General features: G+C 70.1%; 23 protein-coding genes. 14 read left to right on the top strand and 9 right to left on the bottom strand.

Annotated features, from left to right (window positions below; translation table 11 throughout):
* Positions 1 to 139: 139 nt before the first annotated feature.
* Complete coding sequence (locus tag NON19_RS30735; protein WP_255932459.1) at positions 140 to 1,054, bottom strand: DUF3027 domain-containing protein; 915 nt, start codon at positions 1,052 to 1,054, stop codon at positions 140 to 142.
* 368 nt (positions 1,055 to 1,422) lie between these two features.
* Here NON19_RS30735 and NON19_RS30730 point away from each other — a divergent pair, with 368 nt between their 5' ends.
* From NON19_RS30730 to NON19_RS30715, 4 genes are read left to right on the top strand one after another with little or no spacing between them, the layout of a single operon-like run.
* A complete protein-coding gene (locus NON19_RS30730; RefSeq protein ID WP_255932457.1) occupies positions 1,423 to 2,793 on the top strand; it encodes an MFS transporter in 1,371 nt (456 codons plus the stop codon).
* A gap of 27 nt (positions 2,794 to 2,820) precedes the next feature.
* Positions 2,821 to 3,282, top strand: coding sequence for a hypothetical protein (locus NON19_RS30725; RefSeq protein ID WP_255932456.1), 462 nt, complete (start codon positions 2,821 to 2,823; stop codon positions 3,280 to 3,282).
* 4 nt (positions 3,283 to 3,286) lie between these two features.
* Positions 3,287 to 4,057 carry a futalosine hydrolase gene (locus tag NON19_RS30720; protein ID WP_255932454.1) on the top strand — a complete coding sequence of 257 codons (771 nt, stop codon included), beginning with the start codon at positions 3,287 to 3,289 and terminating at the stop codon, positions 4,055 to 4,057.
* A complete protein-coding gene (locus NON19_RS30715) occupies positions 4,050 to 4,904 on the top strand; it encodes a 1,4-dihydroxy-6-naphtoate synthase (RefSeq protein ID WP_255932453.1) in 855 nt (284 codons plus the stop codon). The genes NON19_RS30720 and NON19_RS30715 overlap by 8 nt, the downstream gene beginning before the upstream one ends.
* A 51-nt stretch (positions 4,905 to 4,955) precedes the next feature.
* Here the strand turns inward: NON19_RS30715 and NON19_RS33250 are convergent, their stop codons facing one another.
* Positions 4,956 to 5,339 carry a cold-shock protein gene (locus NON19_RS33250; RefSeq protein ID WP_308213762.1) on the bottom strand — a complete coding sequence of 128 codons (384 nt, stop codon included), beginning with the start codon at positions 5,337 to 5,339 and terminating at the stop codon, positions 4,956 to 4,958.
* A 225-nt stretch (positions 5,340 to 5,564) separates the two neighbouring features.
* Between NON19_RS33250 and NON19_RS30705 the strand changes: the two genes are divergently transcribed.
* Positions 5,565 to 5,795, top strand: a complete 231-nt coding sequence (locus NON19_RS30705; RefSeq protein WP_255932463.1) for a hypothetical protein — start codon at positions 5,565 to 5,567, stop codon at positions 5,793 to 5,795.
* A 41-nt stretch (positions 5,796 to 5,836) separates the two neighbouring features.
* Here the strand turns inward: NON19_RS30705 and NON19_RS30700 are convergent, their stop codons facing one another.
* A complete protein-coding gene (locus tag NON19_RS30700) occupies positions 5,837 to 6,502 on the bottom strand; it encodes an HAD family hydrolase (RefSeq protein WP_255932452.1) in 666 nt (221 codons plus the stop codon).
* Positions 6,503 to 6,653: 151 nt separating this feature from the next.
* Positions 6,654 to 7,562, bottom strand: coding sequence for a hypothetical protein (locus NON19_RS30695; RefSeq protein WP_255932451.1), 909 nt, complete (start codon positions 7,560 to 7,562; stop codon positions 6,654 to 6,656).
* Positions 7,563 to 7,761: 199 nt separating this feature from the next.
* Here NON19_RS30695 and NON19_RS30690 point away from each other — a divergent pair, with 199 nt between their 5' ends.
* Positions 7,762 to 10,236, top strand: coding sequence for a helicase C-terminal domain-containing protein (locus NON19_RS30690; protein ID WP_255932450.1), 2,475 nt, complete (start codon positions 7,762 to 7,764; stop codon positions 10,234 to 10,236).
* Between the two features lie 550 nt (positions 10,237 to 10,786).
* Here the strand turns inward: NON19_RS30690 and tgmC are convergent.
* The 4 genes from tgmC to NON19_RS30670 all read right to left on the bottom strand — a co-directional run bounded on the left by tgmC (position 10,787) and on the right by NON19_RS30670 (position 13,761).
* Positions 10,787 to 11,926 carry an ATP-grasp peptide maturase system methyltransferase gene (gene tgmC / locus NON19_RS30685; RefSeq protein ID WP_255932449.1) on the bottom strand — a complete coding sequence of 380 codons (1,140 nt, stop codon included), beginning with the start codon at positions 11,924 to 11,926 and terminating at the stop codon, positions 10,787 to 10,789.
* Positions 11,923 to 12,897 carry an ATP-grasp ribosomal peptide maturase gene (tgmB, locus tag NON19_RS30680; RefSeq protein WP_255932448.1) on the bottom strand — a complete coding sequence of 325 codons (975 nt, stop codon included), beginning with the start codon at positions 12,895 to 12,897 and terminating at the stop codon, positions 11,923 to 11,925. Before tgmB ends, tgmC begins: the two co-directional genes overlap by 4 nt.
* A complete protein-coding gene (gene tgmA, locus NON19_RS30675) occupies positions 12,897 to 13,148 on the bottom strand; it encodes a putative ATP-grasp-modified RiPP (RefSeq protein WP_255932447.1) in 252 nt (83 codons plus the stop codon). The genes tgmB and tgmA overlap by 1 nt, the downstream gene beginning before the upstream one ends.
* Positions 13,149 to 13,566: 418 nt before the next feature.
* Entirely contained in the window at positions 13,567 to 13,761 is a 195-nt protein-coding gene (locus NON19_RS30670) for a hypothetical protein (RefSeq protein ID WP_255932446.1), read from the bottom strand.
* Between the two features lie 649 nt (positions 13,762 to 14,410).
* Here NON19_RS30670 and NON19_RS30665 point away from each other — a divergent pair.
* The 8 genes from NON19_RS30665 (at position 14,411) to NON19_RS30630 (ending at position 21,796) form a co-directional block, all read left to right on the top strand.
* Positions 14,411 to 15,241, top strand: a complete 831-nt coding sequence (locus NON19_RS30665; protein WP_255932444.1) for a helix-turn-helix domain-containing protein — start codon at positions 14,411 to 14,413, stop codon at positions 15,239 to 15,241.
* Positions 15,238 to 15,453 (top strand): DUF397 domain-containing protein, encoded by a 216-nt coding sequence (locus NON19_RS30660; RefSeq protein ID WP_255932443.1) that lies wholly within the window; start codon positions 15,238 to 15,240, stop codon positions 15,451 to 15,453. Before NON19_RS30665 ends, NON19_RS30660 begins: the two co-directional genes overlap by 4 nt.
* A gap of 1,525 nt (positions 15,454 to 16,978) precedes the next feature.
* Entirely contained in the window at positions 16,979 to 17,521 is a 543-nt protein-coding gene (locus tag NON19_RS30655; RefSeq protein ID WP_255932442.1) for a hypothetical protein, read from the top strand.
* The gene (locus NON19_RS30650; protein ID WP_255932441.1) at positions 17,518 to 17,748 is read left to right on the top strand and encodes a hypothetical protein; all 231 of its coding nucleotides are present in this window, start codon (positions 17,518 to 17,520) and stop codon (positions 17,746 to 17,748) included. The genes NON19_RS30655 and NON19_RS30650 overlap by 4 nt, the downstream gene beginning before the upstream one ends.
* Positions 17,749 to 17,862: 114 nt before the next feature.
* Entirely contained in the window at positions 17,863 to 18,264 is a 402-nt protein-coding gene (locus tag NON19_RS30645) for a hypothetical protein (RefSeq protein WP_255932440.1), read from the top strand.
* Positions 18,264 to 19,643 (top strand): FtsK/SpoIIIE domain-containing protein, encoded by a 1,380-nt coding sequence (locus NON19_RS30640; protein ID WP_255932439.1) that lies wholly within the window; start codon positions 18,264 to 18,266, stop codon positions 19,641 to 19,643. The genes NON19_RS30645 and NON19_RS30640 overlap by 1 nt, the downstream gene beginning before the upstream one ends.
* A 162-nt stretch (positions 19,644 to 19,805) precedes the next feature.
* Positions 19,806 to 21,260, top strand: a complete 1,455-nt coding sequence (locus NON19_RS30635; protein ID WP_255932438.1) for a replication initiator — start codon at positions 19,806 to 19,808, stop codon at positions 21,258 to 21,260.
* On the top strand, positions 21,257 to 21,796 hold the full coding sequence (locus NON19_RS30630; protein WP_255932437.1) for a hypothetical protein: 540 nt from the start codon (positions 21,257 to 21,259) through the stop codon (positions 21,794 to 21,796). Before NON19_RS30635 ends, NON19_RS30630 begins: the two co-directional genes overlap by 4 nt.
* Positions 21,797 to 21,877: 81 nt before the next feature.
* On the opposite strand, the gene NON19_RS30625 is transcribed toward NON19_RS30630, so the two are convergent.
* The gene (locus NON19_RS30625) at positions 21,878 to 23,404 is read right to left on the bottom strand and encodes a recombinase family protein (RefSeq protein ID WP_255932436.1); all 1,527 of its coding nucleotides are present in this window, start codon (positions 23,402 to 23,404) and stop codon (positions 21,878 to 21,880) included.
* Positions 23,405 to 23,427 lie beyond the last annotated feature (23 nt).

Genomic DNA, 23,427 nt, shown 5'->3' with positions numbered 1-23,427 from the left:
ACCCCGTTGGGGGAGGTGCGCCTCGCTTCGAGGCTGTGCTCCGGCGGGATGCCATTCTCGGGGCCGCGCCCCGTAGCCCTCCGCTGGGGGCTCTGGTTTCAGGGCGGTGCGGTGCCGATCAGACCGGAACCGCCGAAGACTAGGAGTGGCCCAGTTCCTCCGTGGGGCCCTCGGGCTCCACCGAGCCGGAGGGGCGGGCGGGGTGGAGGGGCAGGGGCTCGGCGTTCATCTCGTCCAGGACCGGAGGGGCCGGGCGGGGCGGACGTGGCATGACCGCCGCCTCCGAGTGGCCGCCGCAGCCGAAGGCGAGGGAGACCACGTGACCGTCGGCGGGGCTGAACTCGTTGGCGCAGATGCCGAACGCCTGCCGCAGTGAGCCCGCGATCGGCACCAGGAACCCGCAGCTGACGCACTGCGCGGGCGCGGCCTGGGCCATCGGGGTCTTCGGGCCGTACGACTCCTCCCAGCGGTCGGCGGCGACGTGCAGCCCGTACCGCGAGAGCACCCGCGCGCGCCGCAGGCCCAGTTCCTCGGCGACGGCCGCGAGGCTGCCGCGCGCCGGGGTGGTCGGCAGGGCGGCGGGCGCGGTGGCCGTCACATCCGCGTCCTCGGCCTCCGCCAGTTCCGCGAGGTCCTCGGCGACCGGCGAGACCGCGGAGTCCACCGGCGCCTCCTCGGCGGCCAGCCAGCCGGGTTCCAGCCGCAGGTCGTCCGCCTCGGTCGGCAGCAGGTCGCCGGGGCCGAGGTCGCCGGGGCGCAGCCGCTCGCTCCACGGCACCCATTCGGGGGCCAGCAGCGCGTCCGCGTCGGGCAGCAGCGCCGTCTCATCGAGCGTGACGACCTTGGCGCGGGAGGCGCGGGCCACCGTGACCGCCCACCGCCAGCCGCGGTACGCGGGGTCCTGGCAGGCGAAGGAGTGCGTGACGACGCGGTCCCCCTCGGCCACGGCCCCGAGGTGCTCGCCGACAACCTCCGCCCCGGCGAGTTCCTCGGCCGCCGCGCGGGCGAGGTCAACCGCCTCGGCGCACAGGCGGTCCGGTGTCCGGCTTCGCATCGCAGCACTCACAAGAATCGATTCTCTCCTACGCCGTCTCACGGGTGCGCCGACCGAAGGGCGAGCGGGACGGAGCGGACCTGGGGACCGCGTCGACGTCCGCCCATCCGTCCTCGGGCGCACCGACTTGGTTCCCATTCTGCGGGATCGGTCGGCAGCGCGCGGCGAGGAAGTGCCGGTGACGGCGCGTGGGGCACGCTACCCGTCCGCGCTCCCGGCGGGAAGTCAGGGGTGCGTCCGACCCGCTCGGCACGGCGCCCGGCGGCGCGTCGCCGCCCGCCGTGCGCGACCCGCCGTACCGCCGTCAGCGGGGACATCCGGTGGACGGTGGCCAGAACCGCCAATGCGGGGCCGGTATTGGGGGCAGGATGCAGTTCGTGGGTGCCCTACGCCGCAGCACGGCCGGGACGATGCGTCGGCTCGGCCGGGCCGTCGCGTCCGCGGTGGTGCGGGTGGGGCGCGGTGCGCGGTCGGCGGTGCGGAAGGTGACGCACGCACAGGGTGCGGGCGAGACCGGGCTGGCGAAGCTGCTGGAGTTGCAGGCGGTCAGCTCCGCGGGCGACATGATGATCACGATTGCGCTCGCCAGCACCGTGTTCTTCTCCGCGCCGACCGGCCAGGCGCGCGGCCGGGTGGCGCTGTACCTGCTGGTCACCATGGCGCCGTTCACCCTGCTCGCCCCGGTGATCGGGCCGCTGCTGGACTCCATCCCGCACGGCCGCCGCGCGGCGATGGCCGGTTCGATGCTGGCCCGCGCGGTGCTGGCGTGGGCGATGGCCTCGGTGGTGTCGAGCGCGGGGCTCGGGCTGTATCCGGCGGCGCTCGGCGTGCTGGTGGCGTCCAAGGCGAACGGTGTGGTGCGCAGCGCCGTCGTACCGCGGCTGCTGCCGCCGCGGATCTCGTTGGTCAAGGCGAACTCCCGGATGACGCTCTCCGGGCTGCTGGCGACCGCGCTCGCCGCGCCGTTCGGCGCGCTGCTGCATCTGATCGGTCCGGCCTGGCCGCTGTACGGGGCGCTGGTGATCTTCTCGGCCGGTGCGTTCTGGTGCTTTTCGCTGCCGTCGCACGTGGACTCGGCCAAGGGCGAGCACAGGGCCTCGCTGCACCGTGAGGAGCTCGCGTCCGGAAAGCCGGTGCCGCGCCCGGGGCTGCGTACCGTGGGCGCGTCGGTGCTGTACGCGCTGCGGGCGAACTGCGCGCTGCGCGGGCTGTCCGGGCTGCTCACGTTCTTCCTGGCGTTCGTGCTGCGCGAGCATCCGCCCGGCGGGCTGAGCCCGGCGCTCGCGCTGGGTGTGGTGGCGGTGGCGGCGGGCGGTGGCAACGCCCTGGGAAATGTGCTCGGCGCGTGGCTGCGCACCCGGGCGCCGGAGGTGATCATCACGACGGTGCTGTTGGTGGCTCTCGGCATGCTGGTGTTCGCCGCGATCGGCTACGGAGCGGTGGCGGTGACCCTCGCGGCGGCGACCACCGGACTGACCCAGGCGCTCGGCAAGTTGTCGCTGGACGCGCTGATCCAGCGGGACGTCCCGGAGGAGGTGCGCACCTCGGCGTTCGCCCGTTCCGAGACGGTGCTTCAGTTGGCGTGGGTACTCGGCGGCGGGCTCGGGATCGTGCTGCCGCTGAACGGGGTGCTGGGTCTGGCGGTGGGCGCCGGGCTGGTCGCGGTGGCCGCGGCGGCGACGGTACGCGGCCTGCTGGCGGCGGCCAGACGCGGCACGCCGCACCCCCGCGCGGCGTGAACCAGGGCGCCCGGTAGCCTCAGCGTCATGACCATTCGCCGCAGTGCCGCCGCCGTGGGGGCGGTTGCCCTTGGGTTGTTCGCCCTTTCCGCCTGCACTAAGCCGACCCCGCTGGCGACCGTCACCGTCGGCTCGACCTCCGCGCACACGGAAGCGTCCTGCTACAACGGCGGTAAGGCGCTGAGCGACCTGTCCTCCTGCCTGAACAAGGCGCCCGAGCAGACCATCACGGTGCACGCCTCGGACAAGGTGCATATCGGGGTGGACCCGGCCATCGCCGACAAGGGCTGGGTCGTGCTGACCGCCACGGGCCAAAAGAGCGACATCCTGAAGAACCAGACGTACTACACCTTCGCCAACCCCAGCACCCTGTTCGTCGACCAGCAGACCGGCCAGAGCTCCAAGACCGCGAACCTGAGCATCGTGCAGGTCTCCGGCAAGGGCGGCGCCGCCGGGGTGTGGAACGTCAAGCTGGAGCTGGCGGACTGACGCCGTGCGGCTGCTCGTGGTGACCGCGGTGCCGGCGGAGCGCGACGCCGCCGCCCGCGGGCTGCACGCCGCGAACCAGGCGCGGCCCACGGGTGACGCCAACGTCGGGCTGCAACGTCCGCTGCCCGGCGGCTACTCGTTGCTGCGACTGGCCATGGCCCGGTTCGGCGCGCACGGCGCCGGCCGGGTGGATCTGCTGGACGCCGGGGTGGGCCAGGCGGCCGCCGCCGCCGGGACCGCGACCGCGCTGACCGCGGCGGAGCTCGCCGGGGAGCCGTACGACCTGGTGGTCTCGGCGGGCATCGGCGGCGGGTTCCAGCCCGCGGCGCCCGTCGGGTCGACCGTGGTCGCGGACGCGATCGTCGCCGCCGACCTCGGCGCCCAGACCGCCGAAGGGTTCGTCCCCGTCACCGAGTTGGGCTTCGGCACCGCCCGCCATCTGCCGCCCGCCCGGCTCTCCCGCACCGTGGCCGACGCGCTCGGCGCCGGGTACGGCACCGTGCTGACCGTCTCCACCGTCACCGGAACCGCCGGGAGCGCGGCGCAGCTGGCGGACCGTCACCCCACCGCGCTGGCCGAGGCGATGGAGGGGTTCGGCGTGGCGGAGGCGGCGGCCGGGCACCAGGTGCCGGTGCTGGAGATCCGTACGGTGTCGAACACGGTGGGTCCACGGGACCGCGCCGCCTGGCGGATCGGTGACGCGCTGGCCGCGCTGACCGAGGCCTTCCGCGCACTCGTACCCGTACTGGAATCGGAGGCCGCCAGCGATGGCTGAACCGCTGAAGATCGCCTACTCGCCCTGCCCCAACGACACCTTCGTCTTCCACGCCTGGGCGCACGGTCTGCTGCCCGACGCGCCGCCGCTCGACGTCACGTTCGCCGACATCGACATCACCAACGGGATGGCGGAGCGCGGCGAGTTGGACGTGCTCAAGGTCTCCTACGCCGTACTGCCGTGGGTGCTCGACGAGTACGCGCTGGTGCCGTGCGGCGGTGCGCTCGGCCGCGGCTGCGGGCCGCTGGTGCTGACCCGCCAGCCGGGCTCGGCCGCGGACCTGGCCGGGAAGACGGTGGCCGTGCCCAGCGAACGGTCCACCGCGTACCTGCTGTTCCGGCTGTGGACGGCCAGCGAGGTGCCGGGCGGCGTCGGCCGGATCGAGGTGCTGCCGTTCCACGAGATCATGCCCGCGGTGCGGGACGGCCGGGTGGACGCCGGTCTGGTGATCCACGAGGCCCGCTTCACCTACCAGGGCTACGGGCTGAGCTGCCTGGCCGACATGGGCGAGCACTGGGAGGAGACCACCGGGCTGCCGATCCCGCTCGGCGCGATCATCGCCAGGCGGTCACTGGGCGCACCGACGCTGCGCCGCATCGCCGGGGCCGCGCGCGCCTCGGTACGGATGGCCTGGGACGATCCGTCGGCCTCCCGAGGCTACGTGCTCGCGCACGCGCAGGAGATGGACGAGTCGGTCGCCCGGCAGCACATCGGGCTGTACGTGAACGACTTCACCGAGGACCTCGGCGAGGACGGTTACGCGGCGGTGCGCGGGTTGCTCACACGTGCGGCGGCCGGGGGGCTGGTGCCGCCGCTCGGGACTGACGCGCTGGACTTCCCGGCATAGCGCTGTGGGCCGCCCGCCGGTTGGCGGGCGGCCGTTTCGACGCCGGGTCGCTCAGACGTCCAGTTGGTCGGCGACCGCGCGCAGTACGCCCGCGATCTTGCGGCCGTGGCTCTTCTCCGGGTAGCGACCGCGCTGCAGCGAGCGGGCCACTTCCTCCAGCAGGGTGGTGACGTCCTGCACGATCGGCAGCAGTTCGTCCGGCTTGCGGCGTTGGGCGGCGGCCACCGAGGGCGCCGGGTCCAGCACCGTCACCGACAGCGCCTGGTCGCCGCGCTGGCCGGCGACGACCCCGAACTCCACCCGCTGGCCGGGCTTGAGCGAGTCCACCCCGGCGGGGAGGACGGACGAGTGCACGAAGACGTCGCCGCCGTCGTCGCGGGAGAGAAAGCCGAAGCCCTTCTCGCTGTTGAACCACTTGACCTTGCCGGTTGGCACGTCCGACCTCGTCCTCGTCTGATGGAGAAAATCCGTTTCGAACACCGCCGCCCGGAAAGGAGCCGTCGCCGACTCCGGGTAGCCCGGATAGCAGTGCAGCGGGTCCCCTGAAGACCCGCCTGTCACCAGGCTAATGGTCCGCGGGTGGGTGACAAGACGCCCAGGCCCCGATCCCGCGGCGCCTCTAGCGCGACCTACCCTGGTGAGGTGACTAGTGAAACCCGTATGCCTGGTGATCTGCTGGTGCGGATCGGCGCGATCGTGTTCATCATTGGCGCGGTCGCGACACTCGCCACCATCGCGCCGCTGTTCACCGGCTCGCATCCGCTGCCGACTGCCGCCTATCTGGTGTGCATGCTGATGGGCGTCGGCTTCCTGCTGGCGCTGGCCGGGCTACTGCGTTCGGCGCTGGCGCAGCGGCGTCAGACCCGCCCGTCGCCCACCACCCTCAGCTGAGGGCCTCCGGCGCACAGCGCTTGTCGCGAGGCTTCGGCCGGCTAGTCGTCGGATCCGCCCGCTCCCGCCACCTGTCCGGCGGCCCGCGCCGCGTAGCCGTGGAACCAGGCGGGGAACTCCGTCAGATCGCCCAGCAGCACATCGGCGCCCGCGGCGCGCAGCTCGTCGGCGTCGCACGGGCCGGTGGGCACCGCGACGGACAGCGCGCCCGCCGTACGGGCGCCGCGCACATCTCCGGTGTGATCGCCCACGTAGACCGACGCGCCGTGCTCTCGCAGCGCCTCGGCCTTGGCTTCCGCCCACAGCCAGCCGATCAGCGCGTCGGGCTCGATGCCCAGGTGCTTCAGGTGCAGTTCGGCGTTGGGCTGGTGCTTGGCCGTGACGACGATGGCCCGGCCGCCGACCCGACGTACCGCCTCGATGGCGGCACGGGCGCCGGGCATGGCCGGGGTGGGCGCGATGGCGTGCTCGACGTAGAGCGCCCGGTACCGCTCGGTGGCGTCGGGGATCTCGTCGGCGGGGAACCAGTACGCCAACTCCACGTCAAGCGGCGGACCGAGCCGGGTGACCGCCAACCGCGAGTCGATGTACCGGCCCGTCTCACGGGAGAGCTGGTCGTAGGCGGCCTTGATGCCCGGCCGGGAGTCGATCAGGGTCATGTCGAGGTCGAATCCGACCGTTATCGCGTTCAAGGCCATGGCAGCCATTGTGTCGGGCGCGGCGGCCACTCCCGCTGCCCGGGGGTGGCCGCGACGAGAACTCTCCGGTAACCACTCCCCGCCGCGACGGCGAGCACCCAACCTCGGCGGGTGCCGCGGCATCGCTGAGCGGCCTTAAGGCCGCCGGAGCCGCAACCACTCAACGCCGCGCGCTGCGCCACAGCAGAAACGCCGCCGTGCCCAGCGCGGCCACCTTCACCGTCACCGGAAAGTCAGCGGTGATCGCCTGACCGAGTCGGTCGGCGGAAAGCGGCGCGCCCCAGCGCCCGTCCGTGCGCCCCCACAGCCAGCCGAACTCCCCCAGCACGACCAGCCCCGGCACGCCCAGCGCGGCGAACTTCGCCTCCCGGCGCGCGATGCCGTGCGTGGAGTACGCCAGCAGCCAACCGGCGCCCAGCGCAAGCCAGTTGCCCAGCACCACCCCGGCCACCAGCGCCAGCGCCGCCAGCAGTTCCAGGGGCCCGACCGGCAGCCGCCGCCGCGCGGCCGCGTCCCCCGCGCCGGACGCCGCCGCCCGGCGCAGCCGGAACCGGAACCGGCGGCGTGGAGCAGCGGCCTCGGCGGTGTCGGGCTCGACCTCCTCGGCCGGTGCCGCGGGCTCGTCGTCCGGCTCCGGCGGCAACAGTCCACCGGACCACCCCGCCAGCACCTCGTTGGTGCTCGGCCCGCGTATCCCGCCGCCTTCCGCGCGCTGCGCATCGGGCGGCATCCGCCACCACTCGTCGGCCGCCGAGTCCGCCGCGGGGGACTTGTCCAGACTGACCGTCTCGCTGCGGCTCGGGGCGGGCGCCGCGACGACCGGCTCCTGCGTGCGCACCGAGCCCGGGCTCTGCCGGGCGGCCGCCTGCACCACCTCGTCCGGAGTGCCCAGCTTGCCCAGGATCCGCCGCACCACGGCCTCACTGTCGCTGCCGCCGCGCTGGCGCTCGATGTCGCCCCGCAGCCGGGCGACGAGTCTCATCCGGTCCGCCGAGCCCATGGCGGTCTGAGCAAGATCGCCGACCCGGCTCAGATAGTCGAAGACGAGCTTGTCGCTCTCGATGCCCATCGAAGTTCACCGCCCAACCCGCTGTACTGTCCGGCCCGTTGACCGTACCGCCGAGTCGGTGCGGGCCGCAGGGCGCACTGTGGATAAGTCGAGCGCCACCCGCCCCTGTCGTCGGTACCAAGCAAGCTCAGAGGAACAGGCCCTAATGTGGGACGACTGACCGCCTTAGGGTTTGGGTGACCGGCCCCGGAAACGGTCGATGACCACCGAGCGGAATCGGGAGGTGCGCGTGGCGAGCGGTGTCGAGGCGTCCGGCGCGGGTTCTGGCCCGCGCACCCTCGCGGAGGATCTGCGCGCCCGGGGCGACGACGCCGTGGCGGCCCTGCTGCTGGCCCGCCCCGACCTGGTCAACCCGGTTCCCGGCGACCTCACCCAACTGGCCACCCGGGCGGGCACCCGGGCGTCAGTGGTGCGCGCCCTGGAGCACCTGGACCGGTTCGCGCTGCAGACCGCCGAGGCGCTGGCGATCGCCGCCGACCCCTGCCCGTACGACACCCTGTGCGCGCTGATGACCGGCGACGAGGGCGCGCCGGAGATCGCCGAGGCGCTGCCCGCGGCGGTGGCCACGTTGCGGACGAACGCGCTGGTGTGGGGCGGCGGCGACCGGCTGCGGCTGGTGCGCACCGCCCGCGACCTGCTCGCCCCCTCCCCCGCCGCCCCCTCGCCGACCGGCCTGGGCCCGACGGTCGCGGAGGCCGCCGCGGGCATGTCACCGGGCCGCCTCCAGCAGATCGTGGCCGACGCCGGGCTGCCGGCCACCCACGACCCGGTGAGCGCGGTCGCGGCGCTCACGGAGCTGTTCTCGGACCGCGAGCGGCTCACCGCGCTGCTGGCCGGTGCCCCGGAGGGGGCGCGGGCGGTGCTGGACAAGCTCAAGTGGGGGCCGCCCTACGGCGAGGTGGCACAGGCCTCGCAACCGGTACGGGCGGCCACCGCCGAGACCCCCGTGCAGTGGCTGCTGGCCCGCGGTGTCCTGCTGCCCGCCGGGCCGAACACCGTGGTACTGCCCCGCGAGACCGCGCTACGGCTGCGCGGCGGACGCGCGCACCGGGCTCCCGAGCCGCTGCCGCCCGAGGTGCCGCCGAGCGCGCGGTACGACGCGGAGGTGGTGGACGGCACGGCCGCCGGTGAGGCGTTCACGGCGGTGCGCACCGTGGAGGAGCTGGTCAAGGGCTGGGACACCGGCGGCCCCCTGGTGCTGCGGGCGGGCGGCATGAGCGTGCGCGACCTCAAGCGCACCGCGGCCGCGCTGGACACCAGCGAGGAGCTGGCCGCGTTCTGGTTGGAGACCGCGTACGCCGCTGGCCTGGTGGCGTCCGACGGCGAGGTGGACGAGGCGTACGCACCGACGCCCGGGTACGACGAGTGGCTGCGGCTGCCCACCGAGGACCGCTGGGCGCGGCTGGCCTCCGCATGGCTGGCGGCGACCCGCACCCCGGGCCTGGTCGGCGGCCGGGACGCCAAGGGCCGCACGCTGGCCGCGCTCGGCCCCGACCTGGACCGCTCGGCGGCGCCCGGGGTGCGCCGCCGGACACTGGAGCTGCTCGCCGACCTCCCGGACGGTGCCTCCGCCCGGCCGCAGGACCTGCTGGCCCGGCTGCGCTGGGAGCGGCCGCTGCGCGGCGGCGCGGCGCTGGACGAGTTGCGGGAGCGGCTCGTCCAATGGACCGTCCAGGAAGCCGAGTTGCTGGGTGTGACCGGGCGCGGCGCGCTGTCCGGGCACGGCCGTGAGCTGCTCACCGCCCCGGACACGGCGGCGTCCCGGCTGGCCCCGCTGCTGCCCGAGCCGCTGGACCACGTGCTGCTGCAGGCCGACCTGACCGCAGTCGCCCCCGGCCCGCTGCGCACCGAGCTGGCCGAAACGCTGGGGGTGCTCGCCGACGTCGAGTCCAAGGGCGGGGCGACGGTGTACCGGTTCACCCCTCAGTCGGTGCGGCGGGCGCTGGACGCCGGGCGCACCGCGGCCGAGTTGCACACCTTCCTCGCCGCGCACTCGCGCACCCCGGTGCCGCAACCGCTCAGCTACCTGATCGACGACGTGGCCCGTCGACACGGGCGGCTGCGGGTCGGCGCCGCCTCGGCGTACGTGCGCTGCGACGACGACGCGGTGCTCTCCGAGATCCTCGCCGACCGCCGGGCCGCGGGGCTCGGCCTGCGGCGGTTGGCGCCGACCGTGCTGGCCGCGCAGTGCGAACCGGTGACCCTGCTGGAACGGTTGCGCACGATGGGCTTCGCGCCCGCCGCGGAGTCCGCCGAGGGCGACGTGCTGATCACCCGCGCCGACGCCCGCCGCACCCCGCCGCGCGCCGCGCCGGTCCCGGTGCCGGACGGGCCGCCGCGCCCGGACCGGACGCTGCTGGCGGCCGCGGTCAAGGCGATCCGCGCGGGCGACCACGCGGCCACCGCCCCCCGCAAACCGGCCCCGCACGGCTCCGTCCTGCCCCGCACCACGTCGGCGGAGACCCTGGCCACCGTGCAGGCCGCGGTCCTCACCGGTGAACCCCTGTGGATCGGCTACGTCAACGCCGACGGCGCCGCCAGCCAGCGCGTCATCGAACCGGTCAAGGTCGAGGGCGGCTTCGTCACCGCGTACGACCACACCACCGACGAGGTCCGCACCTACGCCCTGCACCGCATCACCGGCGTCGCCGAACTCACCGAGGACGCCCACTGACGCACGACCGGCCGGTTTCCCGCGCGATGCGCGACACTGGAAGCTTGTCCCCGTACCACGACCGAAGGGCCACGGCGTTGAACGGACCTCTCATCGTCCAAGCGATCAGGTCCGATACGCATACTAAGCCACCTAGTGGCCAGTGGCGACCATTTCCGCAGCTCAGCAGCGGGGACCCCCGCCCATGCGCCGGGAGGTAGCGCACGATCGGGGCCAGCGCGGGAGGCTGTCCACCTGAAGTGATGTGCTCCGCAAGGGTGCGGTGCTTAGATGAAAACAGCTCACGCAGAGCCGATCGTCTGACCTGCCCATCGCCCACCGGTGAGGAGGTTCCGCGTGGTTGCCCACACCACCCCTCCCCCCCATGCGGACCCCACCCTTGCCCGTGATTGCAGCGTGTGCCTGGGGTGGGGAACCGTGATCACGGATGAAGGCCGTCACGAGCTCTGCCCGGCCTGCCAGCACAGCGAGAGCTCCCAGCCGTCCGCCATGGAAGAGACGGACGACCGGGATCAAACCTCGGGGCGTCGGCCTAACGGCAGCACTGGATTCATACCGGCAGAGGCCATGAAGGACCGGCCGGATCGTTGATCCACACGTGCTGTGTGTGGTCGGGGGTCACTGTCATGCCGAAAGCGGATTGGTCGGGTGCTCCGGCCTTCTGCCAGGTGGCGATGGCGTCCTCCACCTGGTCCCAGAGCTGAAGCGGCCCGTGCTGGTGCACGGTCCACGTGTCTCCGGCGGGTTCTGTCCATGCCTGGGAACCGGTGGCGACGTCCCAAAGGATCACTCCGTCTCCGGTGGTCATCAGCTCCGCCGAGGGGGCGGCGAGCTGGGCTAGGAACCGCCCGGTCCAGCTCTCCAGCTCGTTCGGGTCGATGCGGCATTCGCGTACGGTCCCGTCGTGCTGGAAGTAGGCGGGGTGGGGTGGGCGCTCGTGTGGGCGGGCGAGCATGTAGGACACCTGGTCGCCGGTGAAGCGGCCGGACGCACCGCCGTCCTCGGTCAGGGTCAGGCGTACCAGCCCGGAGGCGAGCATCCAGCCGCTGACAGTGGTGGTGATGGTTCCGCCCTCGCGGACCTGAACCATCCAGGAGAAGGGGATCGTGCGCACGGCGCAGGTGGCTACCAGGGCGTCGTACGGGGCGCCCGGCTTGTGTCCATGGAGGCCGTCTCCGACCACGAGGGTCGGCGCGTATCCGATCTGTTGGAGAGTGGCGGCGGCGTGGTCGGCTACGCCCTGGTCGTACTCGATGGAGGTAACGCGCTCGGCTCCGAGGCGGTGGCACATGATGGCAGTTGAGTAGCCGGTGCCGGTGCCGATCTCCAGCACGTTGTCTGTGTCGCTGATGTTCGCTACTTCGAGCATCCGGACGACGAGGGACGGCAGCGTTGATGATGATGTCGGGCTGCCGGACAGGGGGGCGTCCGCGGCGGCGGCGTCGATGCCCTCGACCTGCGTCACCCATGTTTGGTCGCGGTAGGCCAGCCGTAGCCATTCGTCCTCGTCCGCTTGGTCGCGGCGCATCGGTTCCCAGGCCGTGCCGTTGGGTCGGAAGATGGCCGGGCCAAGGAACATCTCCCGGGGAATGTTCTCGACGGCTGCCCGCCATGCGGGGTCGGTCAGTGATCCGCTCTCCGCGATGTGGTCGGCAAGCGCGCGCCGCAGCGCTGCGGGATCGGTCGTCATGCTCGCTCTCCTGGGTGCTGTAGCTCGTCGGCTAGGGCTGTGGTGATCGGCTGGCAGATCGCGTCGGGAAACCAGGCCCATTGCCCGTTCGGGTTGCACTCGTAGAGCCACCATCGGCCATCGGCGCCTAATCCGAAGTCGAAAGCCCCGTAGATGAGCCCGAAGGCGTCGAGGTAGGCGTGCACTCCCTTGATGACGTCGGGCGGTGTCTCGATCGGGGTGTAGGTCAGCGCGTCGTAGTGGCGCCGCCAGTCCACGCCCGGCGATCCGTCGATGCGTACGGCGAACTGCTGATCGGCCACGACGGTCATCCGGATATCGGCTGTCTTCCTGACGCGCTGCTGGAACAGGTGCGCTGTTCGCGACACCCCGGCGTCGATGGCCTGGGGTGCCACGTCCTCGATCCATACCGTCCTGGCGCGTTCGTCAGGGCCGATGTAGTCGCTGTTCCACAGCGGCTTGTAGAGCACTGGCGCGTACTCGGTGGCGAACTGGCGGGCCTGGACCGGATCGTTGGTGATCAGCGTCGGCGGGACGTGGAGCCCGCAGCGTGCCGCTGTCGCGAGTTGGGCGGGCTTGTACTCGGCATCGCGGTTGCGCCAGGGGTGATTGACGTAGTGCGCGTGGGGGAGGGCCGCCAGAATGCCGCCGAGCCCGTAGCGGGCCTGGTCCACGCACCAGCGCCCATCCTGCTCGTCCAGGTCGGGTGCGGCTGTGTACGGGCTCGGGCGACGCCAGTAGACGGACCGCACCGCGCCGAGTTCGACGGTACGGGTCTGGGTCCGCATGGTGCCGCCCATGCCTGAGCAATCGAACGAGGCGTTCGCCGTAACGTGCTCCGGGAAGTCGCCCGGGTCGAGACGCACGACGGGTACACCGCGCCGGTTCAGCTCCTCGATCACCACATCCGCGGTGGCGTCGTCCAGGCACGTGATGACGAGCACGGACGGCTCAGCGGCCCTCCCGCGCATCAGTCGCTGTCTCCCTGTTGGTCGCTGCCCTGATCGCTATTGCCGTCCAGGCTGGTCCCCGTCTTCGTCTCCTTCGACGTCTCGGACTTCTTGTGCCTGTCCCATGCCGGGAGCGTGGCGCCGTCCTCGGCGAGCCATCGGCCGGTCTGCGTCTCGGGGTCAAGCACGACGCGGGTCTCCGGCACAACGGCACTGGCCGGGAACGGCTTCATCCGGTGAACTCCCCACGGGGCGGCTACGGTCACTGACACGTGTGGTCTTCCCTTCGTAGTCGGACGTTCTGAGGAAGGGTGATCTTCGGTTGCTCGGTCGGGCGAGACACGATTCGGCCGACCTTGTTCCTGTGAACCCACCCGGGGCTGCTTTCGACAGCCGGGCGGGGTCTTGCCCCGTCCCTGCCGGGATCCCGAAGACCCGGGGGTTGTCGTCCGGTTCCATCCGGCAGGGGCGGGAGTCCGTACGGCTAGCCGCCCGTTGGCTTGTCAGCGATTCGCTGACGCATTCGGGCGAGTAGGTCTAGCTTCTGGGCATGTTGCTTGCCTGCGTTCGCATCGTCCTTGCGGGTGGCCGCGGTGGGCTTCATCGCCCCCTTCGGCCTGCGCGTGAACATCGGCCTACTCATGCGGTGCACACCCCGTCTTGGTTCAAGATCATTAACCGGAACTCTTCTCACAGGCCCCGCTGTCGCACAGCGTGCAACCGGCGGATGGCGTCAAGCTGACGCGCTTCCCGCTCGGTGGCACGGCGCAACCGCAGATAGTTCTGCCGCCACACGTAGCCCGTGGGGCGCTCGATCTCGATGAACTTGCCGTCCACCTTCCGCACCTTGCCGGGCATGTCGTAGTCGCGATCGAAGACGAGCATGCCGATCCTGAGTTCGTCCGACGATCGGAAGACAGGCGGGCGCCGGATGTACCGAGGCGGGGCCGCGAGGGGGTTGCGCGTTCTCATGCCCGGTCGGCCTTTCTGTGCGGATGGTTGGCAAGTTCCTTGCTGCACTGCTGGACGGTGATCGGGCTCCCAGCAGAACGAGCTGCTTCACGCTGCCGGGCCAGGGCGCCACACACGTCACACCCGTCCACCGGCACGGGCTCAAGGTCCGGCGTGCGTAGCGCCGCGGCTGTCGAGTGGCTAGTCATCACCAAGCACCCTCTTCAGCCCCTCTTCGACTTCCGCCACCAGGGCGCGGGTTGCTCGCTTGTACGGCCCGCGCGGAACCTCTGGCGGCAACGGCGTCCACGGACCGAACCAGACTTCCTCTGGCGTCTGTGCCCACCGCTCACGCTGTGCCGCGCGCACCTCATCCGGCAGCAGCCCCGGCGCTATCCGCTTTCGCTGCGGCAACTCGTTACGAGGGGCGGCAGTTGGGGGAAGCTCCGTCATGAGGTCGGTCCTTAGTACGCCTTGCCGGTGACCATCACCGTCTGTACTCCAAGGGTCGCCCTCCGCGCGTACGCTCAACAGACACGAGGCTTGGACAGCCTCAACTGTCCAAGGTTTTTAGGGGCTTTGCGTGAGTGTCGAAGATCAGAACGAACCGGTTGACGACCCTGGCACCTCGCCACTTAGGCACTTCGGGTCCGAAGTCCAGTTAGAGCGTGAGCGTCTGGGTATGTCACGCAAGGAGTTGGGCAAGGAAGCTCATTGCGGTTACTCGCTGGTCGCCAAGATCGAAACCGGTGAGCGTGTGCCATCACTGGAGTTCGCTGAGACATGTGACCGGGTGTTCCCCCACGCAAACGGACGATTCGCACGGTTGTGGCCGTTGGCGATCCGTATTGCCTTCCCGCCGTGGTTTCGCCGGTACGTCGAGCTGGAGTGGAAGGCTGTCGCTGTCAGCATGTTCCACCCGGTACTGCTGCCGGGGCTCGTGCAAACGGAGAACTACGCACGCGCGGTGCTGCGGGCTGGCCGTCCTACGAACTTGGAAGACCTGGTGACTCTGCGGATGGAGCGCCAGCGCATCCTTGCCCGCGAGAAACCTGTACGACTGTGGCTCGTCCTTGACGAAGCCGTGTTGCGGAACATGGTGGGCGACAGAGCCATCATGCGCGAGCAGCTTGGGCGCCTGGGGGAGCTTGCCGAGGTCCCATCAAACCGGGTCCAGATCATCAAGGACGGTGGTCAGCACCGCACTCCAGTTCAGAGCCCGTTCGGGATCCTGTCCTTCAACGAGGGGGCGGACGTCGTACACGTCGATGGCTTCCCGAAGGGTTACGTGCTAGCCGAGCCGGACGACGTTACCGCAGCCCACGATGCCTATGATCTGCTCAAGGCCATGGCCCAACCGCCGGATGAGTCGGTCCAGTTGATCGACTCCATTTCGAAGGACTTGTACTCATGATCCACGACCTGACCGGCGCCGACTGGCGCAGCTCGACGTACAGCCAATCCAACGGCGGTGAGTGCATCGAATGGGCACCGGACTACGCGGTACGCGGCCTTGTCCCCGTCCGTGACAGCAAGGATCCCGCAGGGCCTGCCTTGGCCTTCTCCGCTGCCTCCTGGGTGTCGTTCGTTGACGCGGTAAAGCGCGGGGAGTTGCCGACCGCCTGAGCCTCACGCACCCGTACACAACCCCGTCCGGTGACTGCCGGGCGGGGTTTCGTCATTGTGGCAGTTTGCTGATGTTGCCCGTTCGGACCTGAGCCACGGAAAGTGAGCCACGATGGCGGGTGCGTCGAGCGATCAGGCGCGCGTGTGCCACCTGTACCCCCGCCGGTCCCGGCCACTCCATCTCTGATCGTCACGGCGGGGGCACGGGCGGCCGGTGCGGTGGGTCGCTCTCCCCAGGCGCGACCTACCGGCGGTGAGCCGTGTCCTCGCCGCGGGTGGGCTCGTTGATGCGCCTGAAACCCTGGTGGACAGTTCCCCGAGCCTCCCTGTCATGGTGCTCGGGGGACGGGGTGGGGCTGGAGCGGCCCCTTCTGGCGCCAGGTGTCACGCGCCGCACGTAAAGATCCCCTCGGAGGCGCGTGATGCCTGGGGCCTTCGTGCTTGGGCCACCGCGGAATTGCGCTGGCTGTCCTGGCCCGTGGTGCAGGGTGCCTTGGCTGGCAGAGGCGCTGTTTCGCCGTGGGGGTGAGTCTTGGGCGGTGCCTGTCTGGGGCGTACTTCGGGCTGGCGTGCGGGTTCCGTTCGGCCCTTGGTGCTTCTTCGCGCGCCAGTCACGGGCCGTTGCGAGCGGGGCGTAGACAGGAGCGGGCGGCGGCCGGGGGCGGCGCGCGGCGGGCCGCGTCAGCGGACCGCCCTTGATTCAGTAATGGTGGTTTGAACGCACGCCTCATTTCCGGCGTCGTCTTGTGCGTCATGGCGTGCGGCGTCTTCGGCGCTTCGTGCTGCCTTCGGCTCCCCGCGTCTGCGGGCGATGGACCGCCATGCGCCGATTCCTTGGATGACCCGGGGCCGGATGCGCCGATGAGCGACAGATGCCGCTGGTTCTCGAACGCCATGAATGTGCCTTGGTTCACGCCGAGTTGACGCGGAAGCGTGTCGCCTTTTCTGCGACTCCTGGGTTGGTGCGCGGCGGAACATAGCACGGGTTTCCCGGTTACCGAAACCGGGCTTCGTATGGATCCATTGATGGTGTTCCCGCCGCTTCGGCGTCTACGCGGGGGCTGTCTTTGTTGTGCCGAGCTACGACTGGAGTGGACGGAGGTGTCGGGCTTGATCTGGGATGGCTGATGGTCTGAGGGGTCGGATTCCGCCCCGAGGGGTCAGATTCCGGCCCCTTGAAGGGTCGGATTCCGATACCTCACGCTGAACTTTTTGGTCAACGGCCGATCTGGGCCTACGGTTTTGGAACCACCCGGCGTGCACCGCTGACCTGCCTGGTGTCTTGTCTCGTGCTGTCTGGTCCAGGCCGTTCGTGCGGACATCCCGGTAATTGATCTTGGTCGTTTGGTGCAACCGGAATTCCGCCCTAATCTCCTCCCCGTCGCTGCCGCCCGGCATGGGGTGGTGGTTGAACTCGCCTGTCTACTGCTCGTGAAAGGAGTCGCCTGACTCGATAGACGTTGTGTAGTGCTGCGGGCCTTACGTGCCCGACACGGCGGCGTGACCGCCGGATCTCTTCCCCTCTTTGTTTCTGCCGCGCCTGGCGCTGAGCGAAAACCGCTCCATGCTGTGGTGCTGGCCCCGTGCGCCCAATTCGCGTGAAACGGGCGCCTTCTTGAAAGGAATTGCTTTGCAGTCCATCGACGTAGCAACCCGCAACAAGGTCTACATGCTCGCGCTCTTGACGGAACCGAAGATCAACGGGCAGACGGGCGAGCCTGCCACGGACTACACCACCGGCGAATTGCTGCTCCTTGTCAGCGTGTTGCAGACCAGCGAGGGCAAGGCCGAGGTGGTGAAGATGGCCGTGCCCGAGTCGGGTGTCCCGGAGGGCCTTGCGGTTGGTACGTATGTGCGTCCCGTGGGGCTGGTCGCCACCCCGTGGGCGCGTGTGAACAACAACGGCCAGTTGGCCGAGGGCATCGCCTACCGCGCCACCGCTATCGAGGTCAGCAGCGCCCCCGCCGCCCCCGCCCCTTCGGCCGCGGCCTCTGCGGCCTCTCCGGCCGCTTCGGCGGTGAAGTCGGCGAACCCGAACCCGAACCAGAAGACGGAGAACACCAAGTGACTGCCTTCACCCCTGCTCCCGTGCCCGCCTCGTTGCCCGGCGACGGTCCGTTGTATCCGGCCTACCCGGTGCCCTGGCCCGAGGAGTGCGACGACCTGTTCTCGCCCGGCCTGATCGTTGACGTGGCCTTGGTGCTCCAGCAGCACGGCTATCCGCCGGTCGCTGACCTGCGGGATCAGGCTGCCTTGGGGATGCACCTGTACCGCTTCCTCTACCAGGGCCGCTAGCCCCACCCCTTTCCTGTCCCCTTTCGGTGCGGCGGTCCGCCCCGCCCCCCTCGGCCCTGCCCCTGTTCCGGGGCGGTCCGCCGCACCCCTGTTTCTCTCGCAAAGGAACATCTCATGCGCAACCTGTCCCCCCTGACCGAGCACGTCTACCCCCTCCCCCGCAGGCAGGGTGACTCCCGTCTTTCCCCGGGGCTGCTGGAGAGCATCGCGGCTCAGATCGCCGCCCACGGCTTCCCGCCCGTCTGCCTGCCGGGTGATCGCGCTCAACTGGCCGCCGCTGTCCTGGACTTCCTCTATAACGGGCCTGGCCGCTCGGATATCGAGATCTCTGGCGAGTGCGTCTACCCGCTGCCGCCCCGCCGTAAAGACGACTACCGGCTGAGCGGAGACCTCCTCGCAGGCATCGGCGTGGTCCTGGCCATTCACGGCTTCCCGCCGGTCGAACTCCACCTCGACCAGATCCAGTTGGCCGAGGTCCTGCGCGGCTTCCTCTACCAGGAAGAGCAGGGCCAGTGATGACGGACATCACCACCGCGCCCACCCACATCGCCGCTGCCCTGGCCGCGCTGGCCGCCGCGGTCCTGCTCGGCCTGCTCGTCCACACCAGTGTTCGCTACCTGCGAGCCGATGACGAGTTGCGGGCCAGCTTGAGGCTTGAGTGGCGCATCCGCCGGACCTGGAAGCGGCAAGCCCCCATGCACGGTCTGTCGGTGAAGGACCACACCCCCACCACAGCGGCGCAACTCGCCACCAAGGACGGGCGCAAGCCCGAGGTGCGTGAACTCGTCCCCAAGATCCACACCCGCGTGGACCGCACCGGTGTCACCGTGCGCATGCGCACCCTTGCGGGCATCGGGCTGGCCGAACTGCAAAAGGCCGCACCCTATCTGGCCGACACCTGGCGCTGCCCCCGGATCTCAGTTCTGCCGGACCAGCCGGGTTGGCTGTCCCTTCGCGCGGTGCGCTACGACCCACTGGCCACCACGACCGCCTACCGCCCCGACGGGACGGTGCCGAAGGACTTGGGGACATGGCCTGTGGGGACGGATGAGTTCGCCACTGCGGTGAAGCTGCCGCTCAAGCAGGTGCCGGGGGTGACGGTGGCGGGCCTGCCCGGCTACGGCAAGACCTCGCTCATCAACGGCCTGATCTGCCGCCTAGCACCCTCCAATGCGGTGCAGTTCGCTGTAGCCGACGGCAAAGCCTCCGCCGCATCTGAAGGCGATTACGCCGATACCGCCTCCCGGCTGTTCGCGTTCGTCGGTGACGACCTGGCCGAGGCCAACCGGCTCTTCCACAAGCTGGTGAAGCTGCACCGCGGCCGGTACGCGCACATCCGCAAGGCGTTGGGCACCACCGACTTCTGGAAGGTCGGCCCCACCCCGGCGTGGCCGCTGGTGGTGTTGGTCATCGACGAGGCACACACCTACTTCCGTGACCACAAGGGCAGCGACCCGGCGACCAAGAAACTGGCCGCGCTGGCGCACGAGAACGCCCGGCTCGTGGAACACCTGGTCAAGAAGGGCCGCAGCGTGGGCATCCTGGTCATCCTCGCCACCCAGAAGGCCACCGGCGACGCCCTACCCACGTTCATCCGCGATATCTGCCCGGTGAACCTGTCCTTCGCGCAGAACACCGCTGACGCCGCCGTGGCCGCCCTGGGCGACGACATCCGCAACTGGCCGGACGTCAGCCCGGTCAGCCTTCGCGACCCCGCCTATGTCGGCGTCGCGTCCATGGCCCTGCCCGGCCGCGTCGGCTTCACCCGCGTCCGCACCCCCTACGTGGAACCGGACGACGCCGCCCGGATCGCCGAACAAAGCGCCCACCTGACCTGCGACCCCGCCACCCTCCTACCCGGCTCGGGTGGCCCGGAGTTCGTCAAGGCGGCCTGAAAACCGGCCAGTTCACCACCAGGAGGTACCCCGGTGAGACCCCCGCCGGCCACCTCGGCCGACCCGCACCACCCTGACCACCCCATGAGGCTGGCCGCCCCGAGCAGTACCCCCGCATTGCTCGGGGCGGTCAGCCCAACCTTACGGAAGCACTCCCTCCGCATGCACACCGCCCACGACCTTCGTCACATCGTCAGTCCCGCCGTGCGGGACCTGCTCGAACTCGCCGCACACCCGGATTTCGACCGCACCCGCGAGCAGGTCCAACGCCTCGGCGGCTGCACTCGCCCGATCGCCCTCGTCGGCCACACCACCACCTACGACGCCACCAGGCGGGAGGTACTGCACTCCTACCGCACCGCCGACGAGCCCACCGGCCGACTCCTGCTCGCCTGCGGTAACCGCCGCGCCTCACGCTGCCCGACCTGCTCACGCGTCTACGCCGCCGACACCTACCACCTCATACGCGCCGGACTCGTCGGCGGAAAGACCGTCCCCGAGACCGTCACCACTCACCCGCGCGTGTTCGCCACCCTCACCGCGCCCAGCTTCGGCCCCGTCCACAACCGGCCCACCACCCCCGCGGGACTACAACGGCCCTGCCGCTGCGGCACCTGGCACAGCGAGGATGACCCGGCACTTGGAACCCCGGTCGATCCCCTCACCTACGACTACTGCGGATCGGTCCTGTTCAACGCCCACGCAGGCGCCCTGTGGGCACGCTTCACCACCTACCTGCGCCGAGAGATCGCCGCCCGCGCCGGACTCTCCCAGCGAGCCCTCGCCAGTCACCTCCGGCTGTCGTTCGCCAAGGTCGCCGAATACCAAAAACGCGGCGTGGTCCACTTCCACGCCGTGATCCGGCTGGATGGCCCCGAGGGCAGCACCGAGCACCCGCCCGCCTGGGCCACCACCGCACTCCTGGCCGACGCCATCTTCGCCGCGGCTACTCGTGTCCGGCTCACCGTGGCCTCGGACACCATCGGGGACCGGGAGGTGACCTGGGGCTCCCAGATCGACGTACGCGAGATCGCCCCCGCCAACACCGACGCACCCCTGACCGATCAAGGCGTCGCCGCCTACGTCGCCAAATACGCCACCAAGGGCGCCGAAGACTCCGGCACCATCGACCGCCCCCTGTACTGCACTCCCTGTCGCGGACGCGGCGCCACCACCACACCCACCGGCTACCCCACCCAATGCCCCCACTGCACCGGAACCGGACTCGCCGAACTCCCCGCATCCCTCCCCGTCACCCGGCACGTCCGGCAACTCCTCCGCACCTGCTGGAACCTCGGCCAACACCCCGAGTTCGCCCACCTCAACCTATGGAAATGGGCACACATGCTCGGCCACCGAGGCCACTTCTCCACCAAATCCCGCCGCTACTCCACCACCCTCGGCGCACTCCGAGACGCGCGCCGCACCCACGCGGCCGAACAAGCCCGCATCCGCAATGGGCACCCGGCGCACGACCCGGCCGAAACCCTCGTCGTCTCCGACTGGCGATACCTCACCACCGGCTACACCCCCGGCGAAGAACTCCTCGCCGAAACCGTCCGCCACAACCGCACCAACGCCCTACAGCTCAAGTCCGAAGGGGAGGTGTGCCCATGAGCCACCGCGCCCATCCACTGGCGGGGTCTTTCCATCCCTCAGGCACTTCAGCGGCCGGGCCTGTATCAGCGTCGGGCTGGCGGGTGACGACGCGTAATAAGGCTCTCGCGGTGGTTGTCGCTGAACTTCTCGGCGGTCTACCTGAGAGGCGGTGGACGACGGATGCGGACGCCTTCGAGGTGGATACCCAATCAGCAAGCGTGCGGATCGTGATCGATGGTCCCGGTGCCGTCAGTGCAGGTATGACAACCAGCGATCAGCACCGCGCACCACAGCCGGAAACGAAGATCGCTTTCCGTCTCGCTGAAGACTACGGCTTGGGGGCGTTCTCCTTGAAGTCCGCGTCTTGGGATCTCGCCGAGAGCGTCTCCGACCTCCGACAGTCCCTCGCTTCCATCGGTGGGGAGGTTCTTGGCGAGTTGTTGCTAGAGCGCGTCGAGTTCACCGCACGGGGCGGCGTTTCGTTGTCCTACTGTCGGCCAGTCGTCAAGGTGATCGGGCCATGGCTCGAACAACTGGAACAAGAAGCCGCCTGAGCATCACGTCAGAAACGGTGCAGCCCCTGCCGACATCATCGTTCGGCAGGGGCTGCACCCATTCACACTTCCGCGCCCTCGTCAGGCTCCATCGGCCGGAGCGTCTTTGCGATCAGCAGCAGCACGACGCATGTGGCCTTGCTCGCCGAAGTACACCGACAACCGCGACGTGTCCAGCTTCTTGCCACCGCGCTTGGCTGGGGCCACTTCCACGTACCCGCCAGCGTTCAACAGGAGATCCCTCTTTCCTACCGTGTCCTCTGTCTTCCACAGTTCCGCGTGGGTCTTGCCCGTCGGAACTGCCTCCTTCCCGGCAGGCTTCGCGGTGCGCTGCTTCTCCTTGAGGCCCGCCAGCCGCTCTTCGAGCTCTGCGTACTGCGCCGCGTAACGCTGCGCACCGTCGTCGCCCTTGAACAGTCCTCGGTCGTAGCGGTCCTTTTGGAGATCGCTCAGGGCTTCCTCCGCCTGCCGGATCTGCGGCCGGAAGTCCTCCCCTGCACGCTCGACCATGCGGACAACGGGGAGGTTGCCGTACTTGCCCAGGAATTCGGCTATCACATGCGCTTCGGTCGTCTCTCCCGCCACAGACGGCCCGTAGCACGCACCCTGCTCGCCGGTCCGCTGCCGATGCTTCAACCTCCCGATGCACCGGTACCGGACGAGCCCCTTGGCCGTGAACGTGTACATGCGGGAACCGCACACCCCACAGTGCAGGATGCCGCGCAGCAGCGAAGTTCCTTCACGCCGCTGATCACCACGGTGCTCCCGCCGCTTCAGCTCGTCCTGCAACGCGTGCCAGGTGTCCATGTCCAGAATCGGCGGGCGGTTCACCAGCGGCAGACCGTCCGTACGCAAGATCGGCTTGCCATCTTCGATGACCTGGCCGAGAAGCTGCGGGTTGGTGAGCAGGCTACGCAGCGTACTCGTGTACCACTGCTTGGAGTCGCTGCGCTTTCCCGTCCCCTGCCGCGAGCTGTGGCCAGGAGAAGGGATATCCGACTTGCTGAGGTCCGCCGCGATCTTCATCAGCGAGTCTTTAGCAAGGACCCGCTTCACGATCTTCTGGACGGTCTTGGCCTCATCGGGATTGACCTCCAGCACCTTCCCTGCCCCACGCGGGTTAGGGACCACCCGGTACCCGAACGGCACCCGGCCACCCGTCCAGCGCCCTTCCCGCCGGAGGTGCTCATGCGCGCTGGAGACGCGCATCCCTATCGTGTCGGACTCCAGCTCGGCGAAGACCGCGATCACCTTCGCCATGGCACGCCCCATGGACGATGTGAGGTCCAGCGGCTCAGTCGCCGACGCGAGCGCCACGCTCTGAGCTTCGGCAAGCCTCATGATCTCGGCGAAGTCCACAGTTGACCGTGCCAGCCGGTCGATCTTGAAGAAGACGATCACGTCGAACTCGGCGAGACGGGCCAAGATCCGCTGAAGCCCCGGACGATCCAGCCCGCGTGAGAAGCCGGAAACGTCGATGTCTTCCTCGACCGCGACCACGTTCCATCCGCGTGCTTCGCACAGTGATTCGCACGCTGCCCTCTGCCGTTCCGGCGAAGTGCTTTCCTCTGTGTCGCGCGATAGGCGAACATAGATAGCTGCGCGCATCCCCGGCGCGCTGGCCGGGACGC

The organism is Streptantibioticus rubrisoli (assembly GCF_024436055.1).
Lineage (GTDB): Bacteria > Actinomycetota > Actinomycetes > Streptomycetales > Streptomycetaceae > Streptantibioticus_A > Streptantibioticus_A rubrisoli.
This window is presented reverse-complemented; position numbering and strand designations above follow the sequence as displayed.